This window comes from Actinoplanes hulinensis (genome assembly GCF_019429605.1).
Taxonomy (GTDB): domain Bacteria; phylum Actinomycetota; class Actinomycetes; order Mycobacteriales; family Micromonosporaceae; genus Actinoplanes; species Actinoplanes campanulatus.
The window spans coordinates 32,725-56,317 of record NZ_JAHXZI010000010.1; the positions used below are offsets into that span (position 1 = coordinate 32,725).

Consider the following 23,593-nt stretch of genomic DNA (forward strand, 5'->3'; position numbering starts at 1 on the left):
CCATGACCCGGACACTCATCTCGCACGCTCAACTCCGGCGCGGCCGCGGCCGGGTGCTCTACTGGACCACGCTGGTGGTCGTCGTCCTGGGGTTCACCCTCGTCTTCCTCGGTCCGCTCTACTGGATGGTCACCGGCGCGCTCAAGTCGGGCCAGGAGATCGCGCAGACGCCGCCGACGCTGTTCCCGCGGGATCCGCAGCCGCAGAACTACGTCGACGCGTGGACCCAACTGGACCTGGCGAAGCTGTTGTTCAACACGTTCTACTACGCGGCCGGCGCGGTGCTGTTCCAGCTCGTGTTCGACACCGCGGCGGCGTACGCGCTGTCCAAGCTGCGGCCGGCCTTCGGCAACGTGATCCTCGGCGCCATGCTGGCGACCCTGATGATCCCGGCCATGGTGCTGATCGTCCCGCAGTACCAGACCGTGATCGACCTGCCGGTGCTGAACATCAGCCTGATCGACTCACCGTTCGCGATCTGGCTGCCGATGGTCGCCAACGCCTTCAACATCTTCCTGCTCAAACGATTCTTCGACTCGATCCCGGAAGAGATCATGGCGGCCGCCTTCGTGGACGGGGCCACGCCCCTGCGTACCCTCTGGTCGATCATCCTGCCGATGTCACGGCCGATCCTGGGCGTGGTGTCGATCTTCGCGGTGACCGCGGTGTGGAAGGACTTCCTCTGGCCGCTGCTGGTCATGCCGCACCCGGAGACCCGCACGATCAGCGTCGGCATCTACGCCTTCGCGGCCGGCACCCCGCAGAACGTGGTGGTCGCCGCGTCGGTCATCGCGGCGCTCCCGACCGTGGTCATCTTCCTGATCTTCCAGCGCAACATCATGTCCGGCCTGACCGCAGGCAGCCTCAAGGGATGACGGGATGACAATGCAGTGGTGGCGTGACGCCGTGATCTACCAGGTCTATCCGCGCAGTTTCGCCGATGGCGACGGTGACGGGGTCGGTGACATCGCCGGCATCCGCGCCCGGCTCGGCCACCTGAGAGACCTCGGCGTCGACGCGATCTGGATGAGTCCCTGGTACCCCTCCCCGATGGCGGATGCCGGGTACGACGTGTCCGACTTCCGCGACATCGACCCGGTCTTCGGCGATCTGGCCGAGGCGGAGGCGCTGATCGAGGAGGCGCACGCGGCCGGCATCCGGATCATCGTCGACATCGTCCCGAACCACATCTCCAGTGAGCATCCGTGGTTCAGGGCGGCCCTGGCCGGTGGCCCGGAGCGGGACTATTTTTGGTTCCGTAAAAGCCAAAATATGCCTACAAACTGGGTGGGGGAATTCGGCGGGACCGCCTGGACCCGGGTCGACGACGACACCTGGTACCTGCACCTGTTCACCCCGGAGCAGCCGGACCTGAACTGGGAGCATCCCGACGTCCAGGCCGAGTTCGAGAGCATCCTGCGGTTCTGGTTCGACCGGGGCGCCGACGGCATCCGGATCGACTCGGCGGCGCTGCTGTTCAAGGACCCGGCGCTGCCCGAGGTCGTCGAGGGACAGCCGCACCCGTTCCACGACCTGGACGCGGTGCACGACGTCTACCGCTCCTGGCGCCGGATCGCCGACGAATACGAGGGCCGCGCCCTGATCGGCGAGGTGTGGATGCCGGACGTCGAGCGGTTCACCAACTACCTGCGCCCGGACGAGCTGCACGCGGCGTTCAACTTCGACTTCCTGGGCTGCGCCTGGGATCCGCGGCTCATGCGCGACTGCGTCGACCGCACCCTCGGCGCGCACGCGCACGTCGGCGCCCCGCCCACCTGGGTGCTGTCCAATCACGACGTCACCCGGCACGTGACCCGCTACGGCCGCGCCGACACCACGTTCAGTTTCGAGAACAACCTCGACGGCACCCCGGTCGACCTGGAGCTGGGCACCCGGCGGGCCCGGGCGGCCGCGCTGCTCACCCTCGCGCTGCCCGGCTCGGCCTACATCTACCAGGGCGAGGAGCTGGGCCTCTGGGAGAACGAGGCGATTCCGCACGACCAGATTCAGGATCCGATGTACGCGCGACGCGGCCACACCCGCGACGGCTGCCGCGTGCCGATGCCCTGGTCGGGCGACGAGCCGCCCTACGACTTCACCACCGGCGCCCCGTGGCTTCCCCAGCCGGCCGAGTGGAAGGACCGGACCGTCCAGGCCCAGACCGGTGACCCCAGCTCGATGCTGGAGCTCTACCGGTCGGCGATCCGTCTGCGCACCTTCACCGGCCACGACTTCGCCTGGCTGGACCGTGGCGAGGACGTGCTCGCCTGGACCCGCGGGACGGATTTCGCCTGTGTGCTGAACCTCTCCGGCGCACCGGTGTCCCTGCCGGAACACCGGGGCATCCTGCTCGCCAGCAGCCCGCTCGACGGTGACCTCCTCCCCCGGGACACCGCGGTCTGGCTGCGCCTCCGGTAGAGGCCCGACAACGTCCGGGGTGGTGGCACCCACCGAAGCCACCGCCCCGGCGATCCCCAGAACACCTCTCGTGGAAGAAAGGTGCGCTCCCGTATGTCCAGATTCAGGCTGATAGCCGCGGCGACAGCCGCCGCACTGATGGCCGCCCTCGTGCACGCCCCGCCCGCCATGGCCGCCGGTCCGAACCTCGCGGCCGGCAAGACCTTCAGCGCCTCCAGCTACACCGACGTCTACCCGGCCGGGAACGCCGGCGACGGCAACGCCAACACCTACTGGGAGAGCAACAACAACGCCTTCCCGCAGTGGCTCCAGGTCGACCTCGGCACCGCCACCCAGGTCAACCAGGCCGTCCTCAAGCTGCCGCCGGCCACCGCCTGGAACACCCGCACCCAGACGCTGTCCATCCAGGGCAGCACCAACGGCACCTCGTTCAGCGATCTCAAGGCGAGCGCCGGATACAGCTTCAACCCGTCCTCCGGCAACACGGTGACGATCGATTTCGGTACGGCGAGCGCGCGCTTCGTCCGGCTGAACTTCACCGGCAACACCGCCTGGCCCGCCGGGCAGCTCTCCGAACTGGAGGTCTACGGCCCGGTGACCGGGGACAGCCAGGCGCCGACCGCACCGGGCAACCTCGCCTACACCCAGCCGGCGAGCGGGCAGATCCGGCTCACCTGGAACGCGTCGACCGACAACGTCGGCGTCACCGGCTACGACGTCTACGCCAACGGGGTGCTGCGCACGTCGGTGGCCGGCAACGTGCTGACCTACATCGACAACCAGCCGGACAGCGCGACGGTCGCCTACTATGCCCGGGCCAAGGACGCGGCGGGCAACGTGTCGGCGAACAGCAACACGGTGACCCGCACCGGAACCCCGCAGAACGGCACGAACCTGGCGGTCGGCAAGCCGATCGAGGCGTCCTCGGTGATCCACACCTTCGTGGCCGCGAACGCGAACGACAACGACACCGCCACCTACTGGGAGGGCAGCGCGTACCCGGCGAACCTCACGGTCAAGCTGGGCGCCAACGCCACCGTGTCGTCGGTGGTGGTCAAGCTGAACCCGGCGACCGAGTGGGGCGCGCGGCAGCAGACGTTCGCGATCCTCGGGCGGGAGCAGTCGGCGTCCGCGTACACCACGATCGTGGGCTCCGCGACGTACAGCTTCAATCCGGCGAGTGGCAACACGGTGACCGTGCCGGTGAGCGCGACCACCGCGGACGTCCGCCTGTCCTTCACCGCCAACACCGGCGCGCCCAGCGGCCAGGTCGCCGAGCTCCAGGTCATCGGCACCCCGGCGCCGAACCCGGACCTCACGATCACGGCCGTCTCGGCCTCTCCGGCCATGCCGGTCGAGACCGACGCGATCACGCTGTCCGCCACGGTGCGCAACGCGGGCACGGCCGCGTCTCCCGCCTCCGAGGTCAACTTCTACCTGGGTACGGCGAAGGCCGGCACCGCCTCGGTGGGTGCTCTGGCAGCGGGCGCCACCGCGACCGTCACCGCCTCGATCGGCGAGCGGGACTCCGGCACCTACCCGGTCAGCGCGAAGGTCGACGAGGCGAACACGGTCCTCGAGACCAACGACGCCAACAACTCCTACAACAGCCCGAACAACCTGGTCGTGACGCCGGTCAGCAGTTCCGACCTGGTCGCCTCGGTGGTCTCCTGGTCCCCGGGCAACCCGGCGGCCGGCAACACGGTCACCTTCTCGGCGACGCTGAGGAACCAGGGCACCGCGGCCAGCGGCGGTGGCGCGCACGGCGTCACCATGACGATCCTGAACGGCGCCTCCATGGTGAAGACGTTCACCGGCTCGTGGACGGGCACCCTGGCCGCCGGCGCCTCGTCGCCGTCGATCAACCTGGGCACCTGGACCGCGGCCAACGGTAAGTACACGGTTCGGACGGTGGTCGCGAACGACACCAACGAACTGCCGGTGAAGCGGGGCAACAACACCAGCGAGAAGCCGTTCTTCGTGGGGCGTGGCGCGAACATGCCGTACGACATGTACGAGGCCGAGGACGGTCAGACCGGCGGCGGCGCGCAGGCCGTCGGCCCGAACCGGATCGTCGGTGACCTGGCCGGCGAGGCGTCCGGCCGGAAGGCGGTCACGCTCAACCAGACCGGCTCGTACGTGCAGTGGACCACCCGCGCGGCGACCAACACGGTGGTGGCACGGTTCTCCATCCCGGACGGCACGACCAGCTCGATCAACGTGTACGTCAACGGCACGCTCAACAGGACGTTGCCGCTGACCTCTCGTTTTGCCTGGCTGTACGGCAACGAGACCAACCCGCAGAACTCGGGGACCGGTCCGCGCCACATCTACGACGAAGCCAACATCATGTTGACTGGATCAATACCTGCCGGAAGTACTGTCAAGCTACAGAAGGATGCAGTCAACACGGGCAACATCGCCATCGACTTCATCAACCTCGAGCAGGTCGCCCCGATCGCCAACCCGGATCCGTCCCGCTATGTCGTGCCGGCCGGATTCGACCACCAGTCGGTGCAGAACGCACTGGACGCCGCCCGTCAGGACGCCACCAAACTGGGCGTCTACCTGCCGGCCGGCGACTACCAGACCAGCAACAAGTTCCAGGTGTACGGGCGGTCGTTGCGGGTCATCGGCGCCGGTCCCTGGTACACCCGCTTCCACACCCCGTCCACCCAGTCCGAGACGGACGCCGGCTTCCGGGCCGACGCCACCGCCAACGGCTCGACGTTCGCGAACTTCGCGTTCTTCGGCAACTACACGATCCGCATCGACGGCCCCGGCAAGGTGTTCGACCTGGCCAACGTCGCCGACATCACGATCGACAACATCTGGGCCGAGCACACGGTGTGCCTCTACTGGGGCGCGAACACCGACCGGATGAAGATCACCAACTCGCGGATCCGGAACATGTTCGCCGACGGCGTCAACATGACCAACGGCAGCACCGACAACCTGGTCGACAACAACGACGCCCGGGCCACCGGTGACGACAGCTTCGCACTGTTCTCCGCCATCGACGCCGGCGGCTCCGACGAGATCAACAACGTCTACTCGAACCTGTCCACCACGCTGACCTGGCGGGCCGCCGGCATCGCGGTCTACGGCGGGTACGCCAACACGTTCAAGAACATCTACATCGCGGACACCCTGGTCTACTCGGGCATCACGATCAGCTCGCTGGACTTCGGCTACCCGATGAACGGTTTCGGCGCCAGCCCGCCGACCGTGTTCGAGAACATCTCGATCGTCCGGGCGGGCGGCCACTTCTGGGGCAGCCAGGTGTTCCCGGCGATCTGGGTGTTCTCGGCGTCCAAGGTGTTCCAGGGCATCCGGGTGAACAACGTCGACATCGTCGACCCCACCTACTCCGGGATCATGTTCCAGACCAACTACGTGGGCGGGCAGCCGCAGAACCCGATCAAGGACACGATCTTCACCAACGTGTCGATCACCGGGGCGAAGAAGAGCGGCGACCAGTTCGACGCGAAATCCGGCTACGGAATCTGGGCCAACCCGATGCCGGAGGCGGGCCAGGGGCCGGCGGTCGGCTCGGCCACCTTCACCAACCTCCAGTTGAACGACAACTACCGCGACATCGAGAACCCGACGACCACCTTCACCATCACGCGGAACTGAGCAAAACGGGGATGAATGTGCCCGCGCCCACCCGGGTGCGGGCACATTCGTAAGATCCATCGGTGCAGATCGAGTTCACCCACGCCCGCTCCCCCGAGTACTACCGGAACAGGTTCCCGGACCGGACCTCGCGGACCGCCAAGATCCTGGCCGCCCTGGTCTACCCGATCGGGATCGTGGCCGTGTTCATCGTGGTGGGTGGCGAGTTCAGCCCGAACGCCCTGGTGACCGGGGGCCTGCTGATCCTGTCGGCGATCGCGGCGATCGGGTGCGCGCGGTGGCTGGCCGTGCGGGCGGCCCGCCGGACCGCTCCGGCGCCGGAAGCCGAGCTGGTCCCACACGACTGGGTGCTCACCGACGAGCGGCTCGTCGCGTCCACGGCAGAGTCGTCCACCGAGTACGAATGGTCGGCGTTCGAGGCGATGTGGGTGCTGGACGACGCCTACCTGCTGCGCACCGCGACCGGCCGGACCGTCGACATCCCGCGGGCGCCGCTGACCACGGAACAGGACGCCGAGCTGCGCACCTTCCTCTGCGCGGTGGTCGACCGCCCGGAATCCAGCATCGGCCCCGACCGCCCGGAGTCCAGCATCGGCCCCGACCGCCCGGAGTCCAGCATCGGCCCCGACCGCCCGGAGTCCAGCATCGGCCCCGACCGCCCGGACTCCGCCATCGGTTCGTCCGCGGACTCGCCGGCGGCCTGACCGTGCATCTCGAGATCAGCCGGAACGAGCCGTTGCCCCCGCTGCGCCGGATTCCGCGCCGGCTCGTCCCGCTCGTCGCGCCGCTCGTGGTGGCCGGGGTCGCCGGAACAGCGCTCGGCCTGTGGCTGGACGCTCCGGGCCCGTTCACCGTGTCCGCCGCGGTCCTGGCGATCACCGGGCTGGGCGCGATCGGCATCGAGATCCGCACCCGCCCGCGCCGGGCCCGGCGGGTGATCACGCCGCTCCCGGAGACCTGGACCGTCACCGACGACGGCGTCGAGGTCCGCACGGCGGAGAGCCGCAAGGTGTGGAACTGGGCACTGGTCCGTTCGGTATCCACCCATGCGGACCGTTACCGCCTGACGCTGAACGGCACGGCCCACGTCGATCTGCCCCGACCGGAGTTCCCGGCCTCCGGCGCGCTGCTCGACGACTTCCTCCGGCGGCGCACGCTGCTGCCGCCGCTGTCCGGAGGCCTTTCGCCCTGGTCACGGCGCTGACCCTGGTTTCGCTTGATGTCCGGTTCTACCGTCGTGGCATGCAGCCCGATCCGCGAGCCCGTGCCGGATGGCAGCGACCGCCGGAACCGCCGGTCACCTTCTGGTGGTTCCTCGTCCCCTTGCTGACCTGTGGGCTGGGCACGGCCCCGATGGTGCTGGCCGGTGCGATCAAGCTCCGCTCACGGACGCACCTGATCCTGTCCGGCGTCTACTTCCTGGCGTTCTTCGGCAACTGCGCGGGCTCGGCGGTCACCGGCGACGGCTCGGATTCGGCGGTGGCGGTCCTGCTCAGCATGGTCTCCCTCGTCCTGTGGGTGGTCGGGACGTTCCACGTCGGATTCCTCCAGCAGCGGGTCCGGGCCGAGTTCTTCGGCCGGAACACCCAACCCCGACCCCAACCTCCGGCGTACGGCAGAGCCACGCCCCGCCCCCGCCTGACCCACTACCCGCCGCCGCGCCCGGACTGGAACCGGGTGCCGGCCGTCGATCCGGCGCTGGCCAGGGCGCAGTGGCGGGCCGCCCGCCGGGAGGAGGCCCGCCGGGTCCAGGCCGAGCAGCCGTCCATCGCCTCCGAGCTGATGATCGGCCGCCCCGACCTGCCGGGCCGCGAGTACGACGACGGTGGCCTCGTCGACGTCAACCACGTCCCCGCCGAGTGGCTGGCCCGCGCCCTGCGGATCGAGCGTCCGCTCGCCGACCGCATCGTCGAGGCCCGCGACCTGCACAACGGTTTCACCAGCCCGGACGAGTTGCTGGTCTACTGCGACGGCCTGACCCCGGAAAAACTGGCCCAGTTCCGAGACCGCCTGGTGTTCATGCCCCGCTGACCGCCCCCCGCTGACCGCCCCGCTGACCGCCCCCGCTGACCGCCCCCGCTGACCGCCCCGCGGCCGAGGCCCCGCGATCTTGAACGATTGGCCACCCCCCAGGAGCCTTCTTCTTGGCCGCCCGCGGCCGAGTCCGCAATCCCTCGCCAGCGGACGCGTCACCCGGAGCGACCTTGGACGATTTGCCACCGTCTCGGGTGGCAAATCGTCCAAGATCGCCTAACCTCAGCATGCAAAGCGGGCAAAACGGTCGCCTAACTCCGTCGAAAGCCCCATTTCCACCTAACGCGGCGGACGGCGGCCCCCAATCGGCGATTCGCCCGACCGGGTGCTTGACGTAGAACCACGAACACCCAAGAAGAAGACTCCCAGCGGTGGGAAAGCGTCCAAGATCGCGGCGGAGGCCCGGAAGGCCCGGAAGGCGGGGGAGGCGGGGGAGGCGCGGGAGGCGCGGGAGGCGCGGGAGGCGCGGGAGGCGCGGCTTTGATGTCAGGCGGCCGGGATCGACGAGATGGGGCGGGCGTCGCCGAGAACCGGATCGACCTCGTACATCCGGGCTTCGGCCAGGTCGAAGTACATGCCGGCGAGGCGCAGCCGGCCGGACGCCTCGGCGGCCCGGACCGCCGGATAGGTGCGCAGGTTGGCGAGTTGCCGCACGACGTTGTCGGTGCAGCAGCGTTCCTCGTCGGCGATGTCGCCGAAGTCGACCCCGGAGAGGGCGAGCCAGTCGCCGAGTGCGGAGCCGGGTGGGGCCGCGCCGCTCATCAGGGCACGGACGGCCCCGCAGCCGGAGTGGCCGCAGACCGTGATGGTGGTGACGCCGAGGACGTCCACGGCGTATTCGACGGCCGCGCCGGCCGAGACGTCGCCGGCGCCGTGCGGGGGCACGATGTTGCCGACGTTGCGGACGCAGAAGAGGTCGCCCGGGCCGCTCGCGGTGATCAGGTTGGGGACCAGCCGGGAGTCGGCGCAGGTGATGAAGAGCTGCTGCGGCCGCTGACCGTCGCGGGCCAGGTCGGCCAGGTGCGGCCGGACCAGCGGGGCCACGGTGCGCTCGAACTCGGCGATGCCGGCCGCCATGGCGCCGCGGCGCTGCTGGTCCATGTCCTGCCAGCGGGACCAGGAGCCGAGCACCCGCGGGGTGCGTTTGCCGCTGCCCAGCCGGCCCGAGGTGGCCTGGGAGAACCAGGAGTCGTGCACCTCGCGGATCCGGACCGTGCCGCTGGTCCGCTCGTGTGCCGAGCACCAGTCGCGGATCGTCTCGTAGGCGCCGTGGTCCAGGTAGTCGAGGTGGAGTTCGAGGTCGACGTCGCTGCCGCCCGGTACGCCGCCCAGCTCACGGGTGAGGCGGGCCGACTCGACGAAGGACAGGGTGCCGTTGATGGTGACCAGCCAGTCGCCGGGGGCGCGTTCGACCCGGCGGATCTCGGAGCGGGTGAGTCGCCAGAGGATCAGCAGCGCCGCGGTGATCATGCCGAGGGCGACGCCGGTGAGCAGGTCGGTGGCGACCACGCCGAGGGCGGTGACCAGGTAGGTGGGCAGTTCCCGGTGCCGGGCGTAGGTGCGGATCTGGGCCAGGCTGACCAGCCGGAGTCCGACCACGATCAGTACGGCGGCCAGCACCGCCATCGGAATGGTCTCCAGCAGGCCGGCGCAGAGCAGCACGAACGCCGCGACCCAGACGCCGTGCAGGATCGCCGAGACCCGGGTACGCGCGCCGGCCGCCACGTTGGTGGAGCTGCGCACGATCACGCCGGTCACCGGGAGCCCACCGAGCAGGCCGGATGCGGTGTTGGCGGCGCCCTGGGCGACCAGTTCCCGGTTGAGGTTGGCGCGCGGGCCGTCGTGCAGCCGGTCGACGGCGACCGCGGAGAGCAGCGACTCGACGCTGGCGACCAGGGCGATGGTGAGGACGGCCACGGCGATCTCGCGGACCGGGGCGTCCGGCCAGCTGGGTGTGATCAGCCCGGCGAGCGGTTCGTCGGGCAGGTCGACCCGGGTCACGTCGGCACCGGTGGCGGCGGCGAGCGCGGTCATCGACACCACCGCGACCAGGGCGGCGGGGAGCATCGAGCTGCGGATCAGGCGGGGCCAGAACACCAGGACGGCGACGGTGAGGATGCCGAGCACGGCTGCCGCGCCGTGGTGGGCGGCGATCTGGCCGGGCAGGTCGCGCAGGTTGCGCCAGGCGGAGCTCTGCGGGGTGCCGCCGAGCATGACGTGCACCTGGCTGAGCGCGATGACCAGTCCGATGCCGGCGAGCATGCCGTGTACGACGGCGGGTGACAGGGCCAGGGCGGCGCGGCCCATCCGGGACGCGCCGAGGAGGATCTGCACCAGGCCGGCGACCGCGACGATGGCGGCCGTGCCGGCGAATCCGAAGTCGGCGACGGCGCCGGCGACTATCACGGTGAGGCCGGCGGCCGGGCCGCTGACCTGTAACGGGGCGCCGCCCAGGGCGCCCGCGACGAGTCCGCCGACGACGGCGGCCACGAGTCCGGAGAGCAACGGGGCCCCGGAGGCCGCGGCGATGCCGAGGGACAACGGAATGGCGATCAGGAATACGACGATGGACGCCGGCAAGTCCCGGCGCAGGATCTGCGTCAAGTCGGACATTTCGGTAATGTACCGAAGGTCGGTTAACGGGTGATTAACTAACCGGCCCTTACAGTAAGTACACAGAAAGTGCCGCCCAGTGGATCACCGGGCGGCACTCGGGCGCACAACTGTGCGGTCAGGACTTCCAGACCTCGTTGTTGGCCTCGTAGATCTCCCGCAGGATGGCCGGCACGTCGTAGGTCAGCTTCCAGTCCGGGTAGTGCTCCTCGAACCGGCCGGTGCCGCTGATCCACCACTGGTGGTCGCCCTGCCGGGCCTGGTCCACGTACTCGGTACGGGCCTCCAGACCGGTGATCTCCGAGGCGATCTTGAAGGCCTCGATGTGCGAGCAGTTGGAGAACCGGCCGCCGCCCATGTTGTAGATCTCGGCCACCCGCGGCGCCTTGTGGAACGCCTCGAACGCGGTGATCAGGTCGTGCGAGTGGATGGCGTCGCGGACCATCTTGCCCTTGTAGCCGAAGATCTTGTACGTCCGCTGCTCCATCACGCAGCGCATCACGTACGCCAGGAATCCGTGCAGTTCGGCCGCCGAGTGGCCGGGACCGGTCAGCGTGCCGCCCCGGAAGACCGCGGTCGGCATGTCGAAGTAGCGGCCGTACTCCTGGACCATGATGTCGGCCGCCACCTTCGAGGCGCCGAAGACCGAGTGCATGCTGTTGTCGATCGTCATGGTCTCGTCGATGCCGCCGTACCACCGGTGGTCCTCGGGCAGCTCATACCGCGTCTCCAGCTCGACCAGCGGCAGGGAGTTGGGCGTGTCGCCGTACACCTTGTTGGTCGAGGTGAAGATGAACGGCGCGTCGATCGCGTGCCGCCGGGTCGCCTCGAGCATGTTGATCGTGCCGACCGCGTTCACGTCGAAGTCGGTGAACGGCTCGCGGGCCGCCCAGTCGTGGCTGGGCTGCGCGGCGGCGTGGATGACCAGCCCGACGTTCGACCCCAGGCCGGCGAAGAGCTTGTCCAGCCCGTCCCGGTCCCGGATGTCGACGCTGTGGTGGGTGTACCGGTCGCCGACCTCCTTCACCAGGCGCTGGAGGTTCCACTGGGTGGAGCCGTCGGCACCGAAGAAGTAGCCGCGCATGTCGTTGTCGACCCCGACCACGTCCATGCCGAGGGCGGCGAAGTGCCGGACCGCCTCCGAACCGATCAGACCGGCCGATCCGGTGATTACGACGACGCTGCTCATGAAGGACCTCCGCGGGTGTCGGGCGTCACCGGGCGACACTACCGGTGAGCTGCAAAGGACCTCCGGCCCGGGCTGGAGTGTCGCCATCGTCATGCTTGACCGCGGCACGAAACGGGCACGTCACAGATTCGCTACATCCTATGGAAAGGCTCCGGCGAAACCGGGCTGAACCTAGTGCAGAGGCGGTCTCGATGACGGAGTCATTACAGGCGTCGGATCCGCGCGTCCCCGAGCGGACCGCACTCACCCTCGGCGTGGAGGAGGAACTCCACGTCGTCGACCTCGGCACCCGTGAGCTGGTTCCCCGGGCGCCGGAGATCCTGGACCGGCTGGACGAGGCGCACTTCTCGGCCGAGCTGCACCGGTCCGTGGTGGAGACCAACACCCCGGTCAGCACCACCCTGGACGATCTGCGGGCCGGGATCGTCGCCCGGCGGCGGGCGGCGATCGGGGTGGCCGAGTCGCTCGGCCTCGGGCTGGTCGCGGCCGGCACCGTACCGTTGGTCGACCTGGACGCGCTGCCTGTCACACCGACGTCCCGCTACCAACGGATGCTGCACGAGTACCAGATGCTCGTCCGTGAGCAGCTCATCTGCGGCGCCCAGGTGCACGTCGGGGTGCCGGACCGGGACGAGGCGGTCGCGGTCGCCCAGCGGGTGACGCCGGTGCTGCCGGTGCTGCTCGGGCTCTCCGCCAGCTCGCCCTACTGGATGGGTGAGGATTCCGGGTACGCCAGTGTCCGCTCCCTGGTGTGGATGCGCTGGCCGACCGCCGGCGACAGTGGCCGGCTGCACTCGGCGGAGGAGCACGAGGCCCTGGTCAGCGACCTGATCGCGTCCGGGACGATCAGTGACCCGAAAATGGTCTACTTCGACGTCCGGCCGTCCGCGCACGTGCCCACCGTGGAGCTGCGGGTCACCGACGCCAGCCCCGACGTGGAGACCGTGGTGCTGTTGGCCGGGCTGTTCCGCGCGCTCGTGCTGCGCGCCCGGGCCGAGCACCGGGCCGGTCTCCCGATGCCCCATCCAACCGCCCCGCCAACCACCCGTAAAACGGAGACAAGACCTTTCCTGATCAGGCCGCCGCTGCACCGGGCCGCGATGTGGCGGGCAGCCCGGTCCGGTCTGGAGGGCGACCTGCTGGACCTGCCCCGCTCGCCGGTTCCGGTGCCGGCCGCCGTCGCGGTGGAGCGCCTGGTCGGCGAGCTGCGCCCGCAACTGGAGGAGCTGGGCGACTGGGACCAGGTCTTCGACCTCACCCTGCGAGCGCTGAGCCGGGGCAGCTCGGCGGCCCGGCAGCGGCGCGCCCAGGCCCGGCGCGGCCGGCTCTCCGACGTGGTCGACCTGCTGGTGGCCGAGACCCGCGGCGGGGTGACCGAGACGGGGCCGGCGGGCGCCCCGGCGCCGGCGCTGATCGAGGCGTACGTGGCCGACGGCGACGAGGCCTTCCCGGGCGGGCGCGTCTCCCCCGCCTACGCCGGGATCCTGCCGGTGCTCACCTCGCTCGGCGCCACCGGCCTGCGGCACCGTGAGGACCACCGCGACGACGAGCAGCGCGCCCGTGGGATCACGTTCAGTGTGGCCGGTGAGGCCGCCACCCGGCTGTTCCCGTTCGACCTGGTGCCCCGGATCGTGCCGGCCGGCGACTGGCGGCACCTCACCGAGGGCCTGACGCAGCGGGTCCGGGCGCTCGACGCGTTCCTCAACGACGTCTACGGCGACCGGCAGGTGGTGGCCGACGGCATCGTGCCCGGCTGGGTGATCGACGGGTCGCCGGAGCTGCGGGCCAGCGGCGCCCTGATCAGCCGCCCGGCGGTCCGCGCCCAGGTGGCCGGGGTCGACCTGGTCCGTGACGGGGCCGGGAAGTGGTGCGTGCTGGAGGACAACCTGCGGGTGCCGTCCGGGATCGCGTACGCCATGCAGAACCGCCGTCTCACCTGGAGCGTGCTGCCCGAGCTGCCCCGCCCGGCCGCGCTGACCTCGGTGGAGGAGACCCCGCGCCTGCTGAAGCGGGCCCTGCTGGAGGCGGCCGGCCCGTCCGCCGGCGACGATCCGGCGCTCGTGGTGCTCAGCCAGGGTCCGGACGACTCGGCCTGGTTCGAGCACCGGATGCTCGCCGAGGCCATGGAGGTGCCGGTGGTCCGCAGCACCGAACTGTTCGTCGACGAGGGCCGGGTGTGGCGGCTGCGGGACGGCCACCGGCGCCCGGTCGACGTCATCTACCTGCGTATGGGCGAGGACAGTCTGGTGCACTCGCCGGGCGCGGACGGCATGCCGCTCGGCCCCAGCCTGGTGTCCGCGCTGCACGCGGACACCGTCGTGCTGGCCAACTCGCTCGGCAACGGGGTGGCCGACGACAAGGCGGTGTACGCCTTCGTCCCCCGCCTCATCGAGTACTACCTGGGCCAGAAGCCGCTGCTCGCGGACGTGCCCACCTATCTGTGCGGGATCCCGGAGCAGCGTGCCGAGGTGCTGAGCCGTCTCGGCGAGCTGGTCTGCAAGCCGGTCGACGGCTACGGCGGCGACCGGATCGTGATCGGCCCGCACGCGAGCCCCGCCGACCTGGACGCGCTGCGCCGGCAGATCCGGGCCGCCCCGCACCGCTGGGTGGCGCAGGAGCTGGTCGAGCTCTCCACCCATCCGGTCTTCGACGGGCACCGGCTCGCCCCGCGGCACGTCGACCTTCGGGCGTTCGTCTTCACCGGTACGGAGTCGGTGGTGGCCCCGGCGGCCCTGACCCGGGTGGCGCCCGCCGGCAGCATGATCGTCAACTCCTCGCGGGGTGGCGGATCGAAGGACACCTGGTTGCTCGGCTGACATCAGGAGGTATTTCATGTGTGGAATCGCCGGCGAGATCCGTTTCGGCGACCGGCCCGCGGACACCGAGGCGGTCCGGCGGATGCTGCCAAGCCTTGCGTCTCGCGGCCCGGACGGCCACGGGCTCTGGACGCACGGACGGATCGCTCTCGGTCACCGGCGACTGAAGATCATCGACCTGTCGGAGGCCGGCGCCCAGCCGATGACCGATGACCGGCTGGGCCTGACCGTGGTCTTCAACGGCTGTGTCTACAACTACCGGCAGTTGCGCCTGGAGCTGGAGAAGGACGGCTACACGTTCTTCTCCGGTTCGGACACCGAGGTGATCCTCAAGGCGTACCACCGGTGGGGCGCCGACTGCGTCACCCGCTTCCTCGGGATGTTCGCCTTCGCGGTGGTGGAGCACGACAGCGGGACCGTGACGCTGGCCCGCGACCGGCTCGGGATCAAGCCGCTCTACCTGGCCGAGTCGCCGGGGCGGCTGCGGTTCGCCTCCACGCTGCCCGCGCTGCTCGCCGCGGGCGGTGTGGACACCACCCTCGACCGGGTGGCGTTGCAGCACTACATGACGTTCCACTCGGTGGTGCCGGCGCCGCGCACGATCCTGGCCGGGGTCCGCAAACTACCGCCGGCCACGATCCGGGTGATCCGGGCGGACGGCACGTCCACCGAGCGGGTGTATTGGGAGGCGTCCTTCACCCGCCCGGCGGATCGGGCCGACTGGGCCGCCGCGGTCCGGGACAAGCTGCGGCAGGCGGTGGAGCGGCGGATGGTCGCCGACGTGCCGGTCGGGGTGCTGCTCTCCGGCGGGCTGGACTCCAGCCTCATCGTGGCGCTGCTGGCCGAGCGGGGGCAGGCGGGCCTGACCACGTTCAGCATCGGGTTCGAGGCCGGCGGCGGGGAGAGCGGGGACGAGTTCGAGTTCTCGGACATCGTGGCCAAGCACTTCCAGACCACTCACCACCAGATCAGGATCGGTCACGAGCGGTTCCTGCCGGCGGTGATGCGGACCGTCGAGGCGATGAGCGAGCCGATGGTGAGCCACGACTGCATCGCCTTCAACCTCCTCGGTGAAGACGTTGCAAAGCATGTCAAGGTGGTGCAATCTGGGCAGGGTGCCGATGAGATCTTCGCCGGCTACAGCTGGTACCCACCCCTCGCCGGCGTGCCCCGGGAACAGGCCGCCGAGGCGTACGCGAAGGAGTTCTTCGACCGCACGCACGCCGAACTGGCCCGGCAGCTCAACCCCGCCTGGACGGTCGGCGAGGACCTGGCCCGGGAGTTCGTGGCGGAGAGCTTCGGCCGGCCCGGGGCGACCACCGCGGTCGACGCGGCGCTCCGGCTCGACTCGCAGGTGATGCTCGTCGACGATCCGGTCAAACGGGTCGACAACATGACCATGGCGTGGGGGCTGGAGGCACGCGTACCGTTCCTGGATCACGAACTGGTCGAGCTCGCGGCGGCCTGCCCGCCCGAGCTGAAACTGGCCCACGACGGCAAGGGAGTGCTCAAGGAGGCGGCCCGCGGGCTGGTGCCCGACGCGGTCATCGACCGGCCGAAGGGCTACTTCCCGGTGCCCGGCATCCGGCATCTGGAGGGTCCGGTGCTCGACATGGTCCGGGACGCGCTGCACGCGCCGGCCGCCCGGGAGCGGGCGCTGTTCCGGCCGGAGTACGTGTCGGCGCTGCTCGCCGACCCGAACACCCCGCGTACCACGCTCGGGGCGAATCAGTTGTGGCAGCTCGCGCTGCTGGAGATGTGGCTGCAGAACAGGGGAATCTGAGCATGGAGGGTCAGCTCCACCGTGTCGACGTGACAGTGCTGCCCGCGGGCTGGAACCGCGTCGAGCCGGAGATCGCCGGGAACTGGTCGCCCACCCTGTCACCGGACGGGCGGCACATGGCGTACGTCTCCGACCGGGGCGGCGCGCCGGCGGTCTGGGTGCAGCCGGTCGGCAGCGAGCTGGCCTTCCGCGTCGGCACCGGCCCGGAGCCGGTGTCGGCGGCCGCCTGGTCGTCCGGCGGCGGCTGGCTGGCCTGCCAGATCGCCCCGGGCGGCGCGCCCCGGCAGGAGGTGTGGCTGGTCCGGCCGGACGGCTCCGACCTGCATCAGGTCGCCGGCTTCGGCGACGACACCGCGGACGACATGCGCTGGCTGCCGGGCCGCCCGGTGCTGGCCCTCACCGAGAACCTGACCAGCGCCATCCTGATCGACGTGACCGCGGGGACCAGGACGGTGGTGGCGCAAGGCGACCTTCTGTCGCTCTTGGACGTCGACCCGGCCGGGCGCTTCGCGCTTCTGCGGTACGGGCCGCGCGGCGCCCGCGAGATCATGCTGCGTGATCTGTCCACCGGCACCGGGAAGCCGGTCACCCGGGGCGAGAAGGCGGTGTTCAGCCCGGGCGGCGGGTGCGTCTACGCGCTCAGCCAGGACGGCGAGTTCCCGGCGCTGATCCGCGTCGCCGGTGACGCCGTGGAGGTCCTGGCCTCGGGTGGCGAGCTGGAGGACTTCACGATCACCGCCGACGGGCGTACCGCCGCGGTGTTGTTCAACGTCCGGGGCGGCGAGTCGGAAGCCGCGCTGATCGACCTGGACCACGACGGCGATCGCGGCCCGACGCCGGTGTCGCCGCTGCCCGGCCCGGTGGTCGGCGGCCTGGCGTGGAGTTTCGACGGGGCCACGCTCGCCTTCACGGCGGAGGGGCCCGGTCGACCGCGCGGCGTCTGGGTGTGGGCCCGGGAGACCGGCGAGATGCGTGCGGTCTCGGCGGCGCCGGCCTCGCCGGAGGCGGTCCACCCGACGCTGGAGGTGGTCACCGCGCACGACGGGCTCACCCTCAGCGGGTGGCTCTTCCGGCCAGGTACGCCGGGCCCGCACCCGACCGTGCTGTGGTTCCACGGCGGTCCGGAGGCGCAGGAGCGGCCCGGGCACGGCCCGCTGTTCCAGTCGCTGGTGGCGCGGGGCATCGCGGTGTTCGCGCCGAACGTGCGCGGCTCGTCCGGGTTCGGGCGCACGTTCGTCGAAGCGGACAACGGCGCCCGCCGCTACGACGCGATCGAGGACGTCCGGTCGTGCGTGACGTTCCTGCGGGAGTCCGGGATCGCCGGGCGGGTCGGGATCATGGGCCGTTCCTACGGCGGCTACCTGACGCTGGCCGCGCTGACCGCCTTCCCGGACCTGTTCACGGTCGGCGTCGACATCTGCGGGATGTCTGATTTCGATAGCTTCTATCGGCACACCGAGCCGTGGATCGCGGCGGCCGCGGTGAGCAAGTACGGCCATCCGGTGCACGACGCCGGCCTGCTGCGCGACCTGTCCCCGCTGCACCGGCTGGACCGGCTGCGCGCCCCGCTGCTGATCGTGCACGGCGAGAACGACAGCAACGTGCCGGTGATCGAGGCCGAGCGGGTGGTGGCGTCGCTCACCGAACGCGGGCACCCGCACCGCTACCTGCTCTTCCCCGGCGAGGGCCACGAACTGCTGCACCGCTCCGCGCGGGCCGAGTTCCTGCGGGTCACCCTGGACTGGCTGTCTCTCTATCTGACGGCCGAGTGAGAAGACGCACGTTGCCGGGGTGCCGGTAAGGGAGAAGGGTTGGAGGGCACGTTACCCCGACCGGCGGAAGGCTCTCCATGCCCCTGCGTCCCTGGGCGGTGTGGGCCGCCGGGCTGGCCGCGTACATCGTCGCCGTCCTGCACCGCAGCTCGATCGGGGTGGCCGGGCTCGACGCGCAGGAGCGTTTCGGCGTCGGCGCGGGCGCGCTGGCCGTCTTCGCCGTCGTCCAGTTGCTCGTCTATGCCGGGTTGCAGATCCCGGTCGGGCTCCTGCTGGACCGTTTCGGATCACTGAGGCTGGTGCTGTCCGGCGCGCTCGTGATGGCCGCCGGGCAGACCCTGATGGCGTTCACCGACGGGCTGAGCGGCGCGATCACCGCCCGGGTGCTGGTCGGCGCCGGGGACGCGATGACCTTCATCAGCGTGCTGCGCCTGGTGCCGGCCTGGTTCCCGGCCCGGCGGGTGCCGGTGCTCACCCAGCTCACCGGGATCATGGGCCAGATCGGGCAGGTGCTGTCCGCCGTGCCGCTGGCCGCCGTGCTGGCCGGCGCGGGCTGGGCCACCGGCTTCCTGGGCGCCGCCGCCACCGGCCTGTTCGTGGCGGTCGCGGTGCTGATCGCGCTGCGGGACACCCCGGAGCGGCGGATCAGCAGCGGCGGCGCGATGAGCTGGCAGCGGCTCGGCACCGACCTGGGCAGTTCCTGGCGGCACCCGGGCACCCGGCTGGGCCTGTGGGCGCATTTCACCACCCAGTTCACCGGCACGGTGTTCGCGCTGATGTGGGGTGTGCCGTTCCTGATCGCCGGGGAGGGTCTGAGCCGGGCCACCGCGGGCGTGCTGCTGACCGTCTTCGTGGTGACCGGCATGGCGGCCGGGCCGGTGCTCGGCCTGCTGACCCAGCGGCACCCGCTGCGCCGCTCCCAGCTGGTGCTCGGGATCGTGGCCGCCAACATGGGCGCCTGGGCGCTGGTCATCGCATGGCCGGGGCGGGCGCCGCTGCCGGTGCTGGTGCTGCTCGTGGTGGCGCTGGGCCTGGGCGGGCCGGGTTCGATGATCGGGTTCGACTTCGCGCGCAGCTTCAACCCGCCGAGCCGGCTGGGCACCGCGACCGGGGTGGTGAACGTGGGCGGCTTCGTGGCGTCACTGATCACCATCCAGTTGATCGGGCTGATCCTGGACGCCCGTACCGGCGGCGGTAACGACTATCACATCGATGATTTCAAGGTCGCGATGTCGGTGCAGTTCCTGGTGGCGGCCGTGGGCGTGGCAGGCATTCTGCGGACCCGGCGGCTGGCCCGGCGCCGGGAGGGCATCGTGGTCCCCCCGCTGTGGACGGTGCTGGCGGAGCGTCGGGGTTTGGCGGCGGAGCGAGGGGTTAAGGCGAAGAGCTGACCCGGGAGTCCAGCGCAGAGGATCGGGAGGACATGTCCGAGCAGGCACAGGGCCGCTTCTGGTCCGGTATCGACATTCCGAAGACCGTCGCCGGCACGCTCGCGGCCGTCTCCGCCGCCGTGGCCGGCTCCTTCCTGGGAGTCGCCGGCACCCTGATCGGAGCCGCGGTGGCGGCCCTGATCAGCTCGATCGGCACGGAGGTCTACCACCGGTTCATCGACCGGGGGACGAGACGGCTACAAACGGCGTTCACGGTCGCACCGGCGGCGGTCGGCACCCCGGACGTGCCCGCCACCGACGAGGCTCCGTCCGGGGAGAACGACCGCCGGGTGCACTGGAAGCGGGTGGGGCTGGCGGCCGCCGCGTTCTTCGCCCTGGGGATGGGCACGCTGACGACCGCGGAGCTGTTCGCGGGACGATCGGCGGCGGACGTGACGAACGGGCGGGACACCGGCACCCCGACCATCCTGTTCCAGTCGGTGAGCGAGGACTCCGAAGAGGAGCCGTCGGGCGTGACGCCGTCGGCGGATCCGACCACGCCGGCCACCGAGGAGACGGCACCCGCACCGTCCGCCCCTCCGGAGACGGCCGAGCCCACGGCGACCACTCCGCCCGCCACCGAGGATCCGAAACTTTCGGAGACTCCGGAGAGGGAGTCGACCGAACCATCAACCGAATAGCGTCTGAGCAGGCATTAAGAAGAATGTTGCTACCGTTACGTTTCCGATAGTTATTGACAGTCGCGCACCGGGGTCAAATACTCAGCCCATCGATGAGTGTCAGCCCCGGTGCCGGCCGCATCCCCACGGCCGCGCCGGGATCCCCCGCTCCCCGAGGAGGACCCGTGCGCCCGTCCCCGCCCCCATTGCTCAGGAGAACGGCCATCGCCCTGCTGGCGGCCCTCGCCGTGGCCGTCGGCGCGACCGCCGCGACCGAGTCCCGCGCCGCCGCGGCCGGAGTCGAGGACGAGGGCGTGAGCTGCCCCGCCCCGGCGCTGCCGGACGCCGGCTCGCTGCCCACCGTGACCCGCCTGCCGGATCCGTTCAAACGGCTGAACGGCACCCGCATCACCTCGCAGGCCGACTGGCGCTGCCAGCGTAACGAGATCAAGAAGCTGGCCGAGAAGTTCGTCTACGGCGAGAAGCCGGCCAGGCCGTCGAGCGTCACCGGCACCGTCTCGGCGTCGAACATCACGGTGAACGTCAGCCACAACGGCCGCAGCGCCTCCTTCTCGGCCGGGGTCGAGCTGCCCAGCGGCACCGGGCCGTTCCCCGCGGTGGTGGTGCTCGGCGGATTCGGCGCGGACACCGCCACCATCAAGGCCGCCGGCGCCGCGGTGATCAAATATGACCCGTACACGGTGGGCCGCGAGGGCACCGGCCGGGCCAACAAGCAGGGCGCCTTCTACAGCGTCCACGGCTCGAACAGCGCCACCGGCCTGCTGGTGGCCTGGGCGTGGGGCGTCAGCCGGATCATCGACGTGCTGGAGCAGTCCGGCGGCTCGATCCTGCGCGGCGACGCCACCGGGGTCACCGGATGCTCGCGGTTCGGCAAGGGCACGTTCGTGACCGGCGCGTTCGACCAGCGGATCGCCCTCACCATGCCGATCGAGTCGGGCACCGCCGGCGTGCCGATCCTCCGCGGCGTCCCCGGCGAGGGCGCACAGAGCCTGAGCAGCGCGTACGGGGAGCAGCCGTGGCTCGGTGACGCGTTCGGCTCGTTCACCGGCAGCCCCACCCGGCTGCCGGTGGACACCCACGAGACGGTGGCCATGATCGCTCCGCGGGGGCTGTTCATCATGGACAACCCGCACATCGCCAACCTCGGTCCGCGGTCGGCGAGTGTGGCCGCACTCGCCGGGGCGGAGGTCTACAAGGCGCTCGGGGCGGGCGGGAACATCACGTACTGGTCGGACGTACAGGACGGCAGCCATTGCGCCAACCGGGCCGAGTGGCGTGAGCCGCTCCGGCAGAACATCCAGAGGTTCCTGCTGAAGACCGGGAACCAGACGGGCGTCATGCGGATCTCCAGCCGCGCGACCGGAAACCTGGCCGAGTGGCGCGACTGGCAGACCCCCGACCTCAGCGGCGGCACCACTCCGACCTCGCCGTCCACCTCGCCGCCGACCTCGCCGTCCACCTCGCCGTCGGCGCCGGGCACCTGCTCGACCAGCTACGTGCAGGGACAGCAGTGGGCGGACCGCTTCAACCTCACGGTGAACGTCTCGGGCAGCACCAACTGGGTCGTCACGGTCACCGCCCAGTCCCCGCAGTACTTCCAGAACAGCTGGAACGCGGCGACCACCCTGAGCAGCAACAACACGGTGCTGACCGCACGGCCGAACGGCAGCGGCAACTCGTTCGGCTTCACCGTGATGCACAACGGGAACTGGACCTGGCCGGCGATCTCCTGCCTGATCGCCTGAGGGGCGCCGGGGGCGGCCGCGACGGGGTGGCCGCCCCCGGGTGCCCTCACGACGACGCGGGTTCGGCGAACGGCAGCCGGACCAGGAACCTCGTGTCACCCGGCCGCGACTCCACCGAGATGTCGCCGCCGTGCCCGTTGACCACGATCCGGTACGAGATGTCCAGGCCCAGCCCGGTGCCCTCACCGACCGGCTTGGTGGTGAAGAACGGCTCGAAGACCCGCTTGCGGATCTCCGGCGGCATCCCGGGGCCGGTGTCCCCGACCGACACCACGAGCCGGTCGTCCTCCCGGAACGTCCGGATCGTCAACGTGCCCGCAGCGGACATGGCCTGGACCGCGTTGTCGATCAGATTGGTCCACACCTGGTTCAGCTCGGCCGGGTGGGCCGGGATCTGCGGCAGCTCCCGGTCGTACTCCTTCACCACCTCGACCCCGTCGCCGATCTTGTGGGCCAGCATGACCAGCGTGCTCTCCAGCCCGATGTGCACGTCGATCCACTGGTGCGCGGCCCGGTCCAGGTGCGAGTACTGTTTCGCCGACTGCACCAGCGACGACACCCGGCCGGTGGCGTCCTCGATGTCGCTCATCAGCTGCTCGGTCTCCAGCGCGTAACCGATCCAGTGGATCGCCTGGTCGAGCAGCTCCGGCGAGGCGAGCCGGGACTCCAGCTCGGTGAGGCACGCGGTGTCGATGCCGCCCTGGGCGAAGACCGGGGCCACGTCCCAGCCGCCGGTGATGTTCCGCTCGTCCATCCACTCGCCGAGCGCGTCCTCCAGGTCGGCGGTCTGCATCGCGGTCAGCGTGGGTGACTTGGCGGCCCGCTCGATCACCTCCTCCTGCAACTCCAGGAGCGCGGTGAGCCGGTCCGGGGCCACCTTGCCGGCCGCCAGCTTGCCGAGTTTCATCCGCATGGCGGCGACCCGCTGGCGCAGCGCGCTGGTGGCCCGGGCGGCGGCCGCCGCCGGATTGTTCAGCTCGTGCATGAGGCCGGCCGAGAGCGCGCCGAGGGCGGCCAGCCGCTGCCGCTCCCCGATCGCGGCCTGCGAGCTGCGCATCCCCAGCGCGAGGCCTTCGAGCAGGTGGATCGCCATCGGGAACCACTCCCGCATGAGCCACCCGAAGTCGGCCGCCGACACCATGAAGAACTCGCTGTCGGACAGCGCCCGCATCGACGCCATGTAGTTGCGGGGCACACCGTCGTCACGCAGGTACGCCTGGGTGGCGCCCATGTAGACGCCGCGCTGCTCGGTCCGGATCGTGGTGACGTCGTCCTCACCGACCCGCCGGGTCAGCGCGATCGTGCCGCTGAGCAGCACGAAGAACGCCTCGGCCGGGTCGCCCTCGCGAATCACCAGGCCGCCCGCCGGAACCCGCATGGTGCAACCGTGCGTGGCCAGCCAGCCGAGCTGCTCCTCGGTCAGCTTCTCGAACAGGAACAGCGTCCTCAGGTCGGCCGGGGTGAGAACCCCCGGCTCGCAGGGCTCGAGCCGGATCTCCTCGACGTCGGACAT

15 protein-coding genes are annotated in these 23,593 nt (G+C 70.6%); 12 read left to right on the top strand and 3 right to left on the bottom strand.

What is annotated here, in order from left to right:
- Positions 1-2 precede the first annotated feature (2 nt).
- The 6 genes from KZ829_RS19805 to KZ829_RS19830 all read left to right on the top strand — a co-directional run bounded on the left by KZ829_RS19805 (position 3) and on the right by KZ829_RS19830 (position 8,088).
- Positions 3-875, top strand: a complete 873-nt coding sequence (locus KZ829_RS19805) for a carbohydrate ABC transporter permease (protein WP_220145424.1) — start codon at positions 3-5, stop codon at positions 873-875.
- 4 nt (positions 876-879) lie between these two features.
- On the top strand, positions 880-2,418 hold the full coding sequence (locus KZ829_RS19810) for an alpha-amylase family glycosyl hydrolase (RefSeq protein WP_220145425.1): 1,539 nt from the start codon (positions 880-882) through the stop codon (positions 2,416-2,418).
- A 93-nt stretch (positions 2,419-2,511) separates the two neighbouring features.
- Positions 2,512-6,057, top strand: coding sequence for a discoidin domain-containing protein (locus KZ829_RS19815; RefSeq protein WP_246635954.1), 3,546 nt, complete (start codon positions 2,512-2,514; stop codon positions 6,055-6,057).
- 62 nt (positions 6,058-6,119) lie between these two features.
- Positions 6,120-6,761, top strand: a complete 642-nt coding sequence (locus tag KZ829_RS44575; protein WP_220145426.1) for a YcxB family protein — start codon at positions 6,120-6,122, stop codon at positions 6,759-6,761.
- A gap of 2 nt (positions 6,762-6,763) precedes the next feature.
- Positions 6,764-7,261 (top strand): hypothetical protein, encoded by a 498-nt coding sequence (locus KZ829_RS19825; protein WP_220145427.1) that lies wholly within the window; start codon positions 6,764-6,766, stop codon positions 7,259-7,261.
- Between the two features lie 38 nt (positions 7,262-7,299).
- Positions 7,300-8,088 (top strand): ComEA family DNA-binding protein, encoded by a 789-nt coding sequence (locus tag KZ829_RS19830; protein ID WP_220145428.1) that lies wholly within the window; start codon positions 7,300-7,302, stop codon positions 8,086-8,088.
- Positions 8,089-8,577: 489 nt separating this feature from the next.
- On the opposite strand, the gene KZ829_RS19835 is transcribed toward KZ829_RS19830, so the two are convergent.
- Both KZ829_RS19835 and KZ829_RS19840 read right to left on the bottom strand, forming a co-directional pair.
- The gene (locus KZ829_RS19835) at positions 8,578-10,704 is read right to left on the bottom strand and encodes a SulP family inorganic anion transporter (protein ID WP_220145429.1); all 2,127 of its coding nucleotides are present in this window, start codon (positions 10,702-10,704) and stop codon (positions 8,578-8,580) included.
- Between the two features lie 118 nt (positions 10,705-10,822).
- A complete protein-coding gene (locus KZ829_RS19840; RefSeq protein ID WP_220145430.1) occupies positions 10,823-11,893 on the bottom strand; it encodes an NAD-dependent epimerase/dehydratase family protein in 1,071 nt (356 codons plus the stop codon).
- A gap of 191 nt (positions 11,894-12,084) precedes the next feature.
- Here KZ829_RS19840 and KZ829_RS19845 point away from each other — a divergent pair, with 191 nt between their 5' ends.
- From KZ829_RS19845 to KZ829_RS19870, 6 genes are all read left to right on the top strand, one after another.
- Entirely contained in the window at positions 12,085-14,709 is a 2,625-nt protein-coding gene (locus tag KZ829_RS19845; protein WP_220145431.1) for a carboxylate--amine ligase/circularly permuted type 2 ATP-grasp protein, read from the top strand.
- Between the two features lie 16 nt (positions 14,710-14,725).
- On the top strand, positions 14,726-16,492 hold the full coding sequence (locus tag KZ829_RS19850; RefSeq protein ID WP_220145432.1) for an N-acetylglutaminylglutamine amidotransferase: 1,767 nt from the start codon (positions 14,726-14,728) through the stop codon (positions 16,490-16,492).
- Positions 16,493-16,521: 29 nt separating this feature from the next.
- The gene (locus KZ829_RS19855) at positions 16,522-18,264 is read left to right on the top strand and encodes a S9 family peptidase (RefSeq protein ID WP_308285581.1); all 1,743 of its coding nucleotides are present in this window, start codon (positions 16,522-16,524) and stop codon (positions 18,262-18,264) included.
- Positions 18,265-18,341: 77 nt separating this feature from the next.
- Positions 18,342-19,655, top strand: a complete 1,314-nt coding sequence (locus tag KZ829_RS19860; RefSeq protein WP_220145434.1) for an MFS transporter — start codon at positions 18,342-18,344, stop codon at positions 19,653-19,655.
- Positions 19,656-19,687: 32 nt separating this feature from the next.
- Positions 19,688-20,335, top strand: a complete 648-nt coding sequence (locus tag KZ829_RS19865) for a hypothetical protein (RefSeq protein WP_220145435.1) — start codon at positions 19,688-19,690, stop codon at positions 20,333-20,335.
- A 164-nt stretch (positions 20,336-20,499) separates the two neighbouring features.
- Positions 20,500-22,080, top strand: a complete 1,581-nt coding sequence (locus tag KZ829_RS19870) for a glucuronyl esterase domain-containing protein (protein ID WP_308285582.1) — start codon at positions 20,500-20,502, stop codon at positions 22,078-22,080.
- Positions 22,081-22,126: 46 nt separating this feature from the next.
- Here the strand turns inward: KZ829_RS19870 and KZ829_RS19875 are convergent, their stop codons facing one another.
- Positions 22,127-23,593, bottom strand: coding sequence for an ATP-binding protein (locus KZ829_RS19875; protein ID WP_220145436.1), 1,467 nt, complete (start codon positions 23,591-23,593; stop codon positions 22,127-22,129).

Excerpts from the sequence above, each read along its gene's own strand:
- KZ829_RS19810 (WP_220145425.1), top strand. The coding sequence starts at position 880 with ATGACAATGCAGTGGTGGCGTGACGCCGTGATCTACCAGGTCTATCCG.
- KZ829_RS19830 (WP_220145428.1), top strand. The coding sequence starts at position 7,300 with ATGCAGCCCGATCCGCGAGCCCGTGCCGGATGGCAGCGACCGCCGGAA.
- KZ829_RS19805 (WP_220145424.1), top strand. The coding sequence starts at position 3 with ATGACCCGGACACTCATCTCGCACGCTCAACTCCGGCGCGGCCGCGGC.
- KZ829_RS19875 (WP_220145436.1), bottom strand. The coding sequence starts at position 23,593 with ATGTCCGACGTCGAGGAGATCCGGCTCGAGCCCTGCGAGCCGGGGGTT.
- KZ829_RS19865 (WP_220145435.1), top strand. The coding sequence starts at position 19,688 with ATGTCCGAGCAGGCACAGGGCCGCTTCTGGTCCGGTATCGACATTCCG.
- KZ829_RS19815 (WP_246635954.1), top strand. The coding sequence starts at position 2,512 with ATGTCCAGATTCAGGCTGATAGCCGCGGCGACAGCCGCCGCACTGATG.
- KZ829_RS19835 (WP_220145429.1), bottom strand. The coding sequence starts at position 10,704 with ATGTCCGACTTGACGCAGATCCTGCGCCGGGACTTGCCGGCGTCCATC.
- KZ829_RS19845 (WP_220145431.1), top strand. The coding sequence starts at position 12,085 with ATGACGGAGTCATTACAGGCGTCGGATCCGCGCGTCCCCGAGCGGACC.
- KZ829_RS19860 (WP_220145434.1), top strand. The coding sequence starts at position 18,342 with ATGCCCCTGCGTCCCTGGGCGGTGTGGGCCGCCGGGCTGGCCGCGTAC.
- KZ829_RS19850 (WP_220145432.1), top strand. The coding sequence starts at position 14,726 with ATGTGTGGAATCGCCGGCGAGATCCGTTTCGGCGACCGGCCCGCGGAC.
- KZ829_RS19840 (WP_220145430.1), bottom strand. The coding sequence starts at position 11,893 with ATGAGCAGCGTCGTCGTAATCACCGGATCGGCCGGTCTGATCGGTTCG.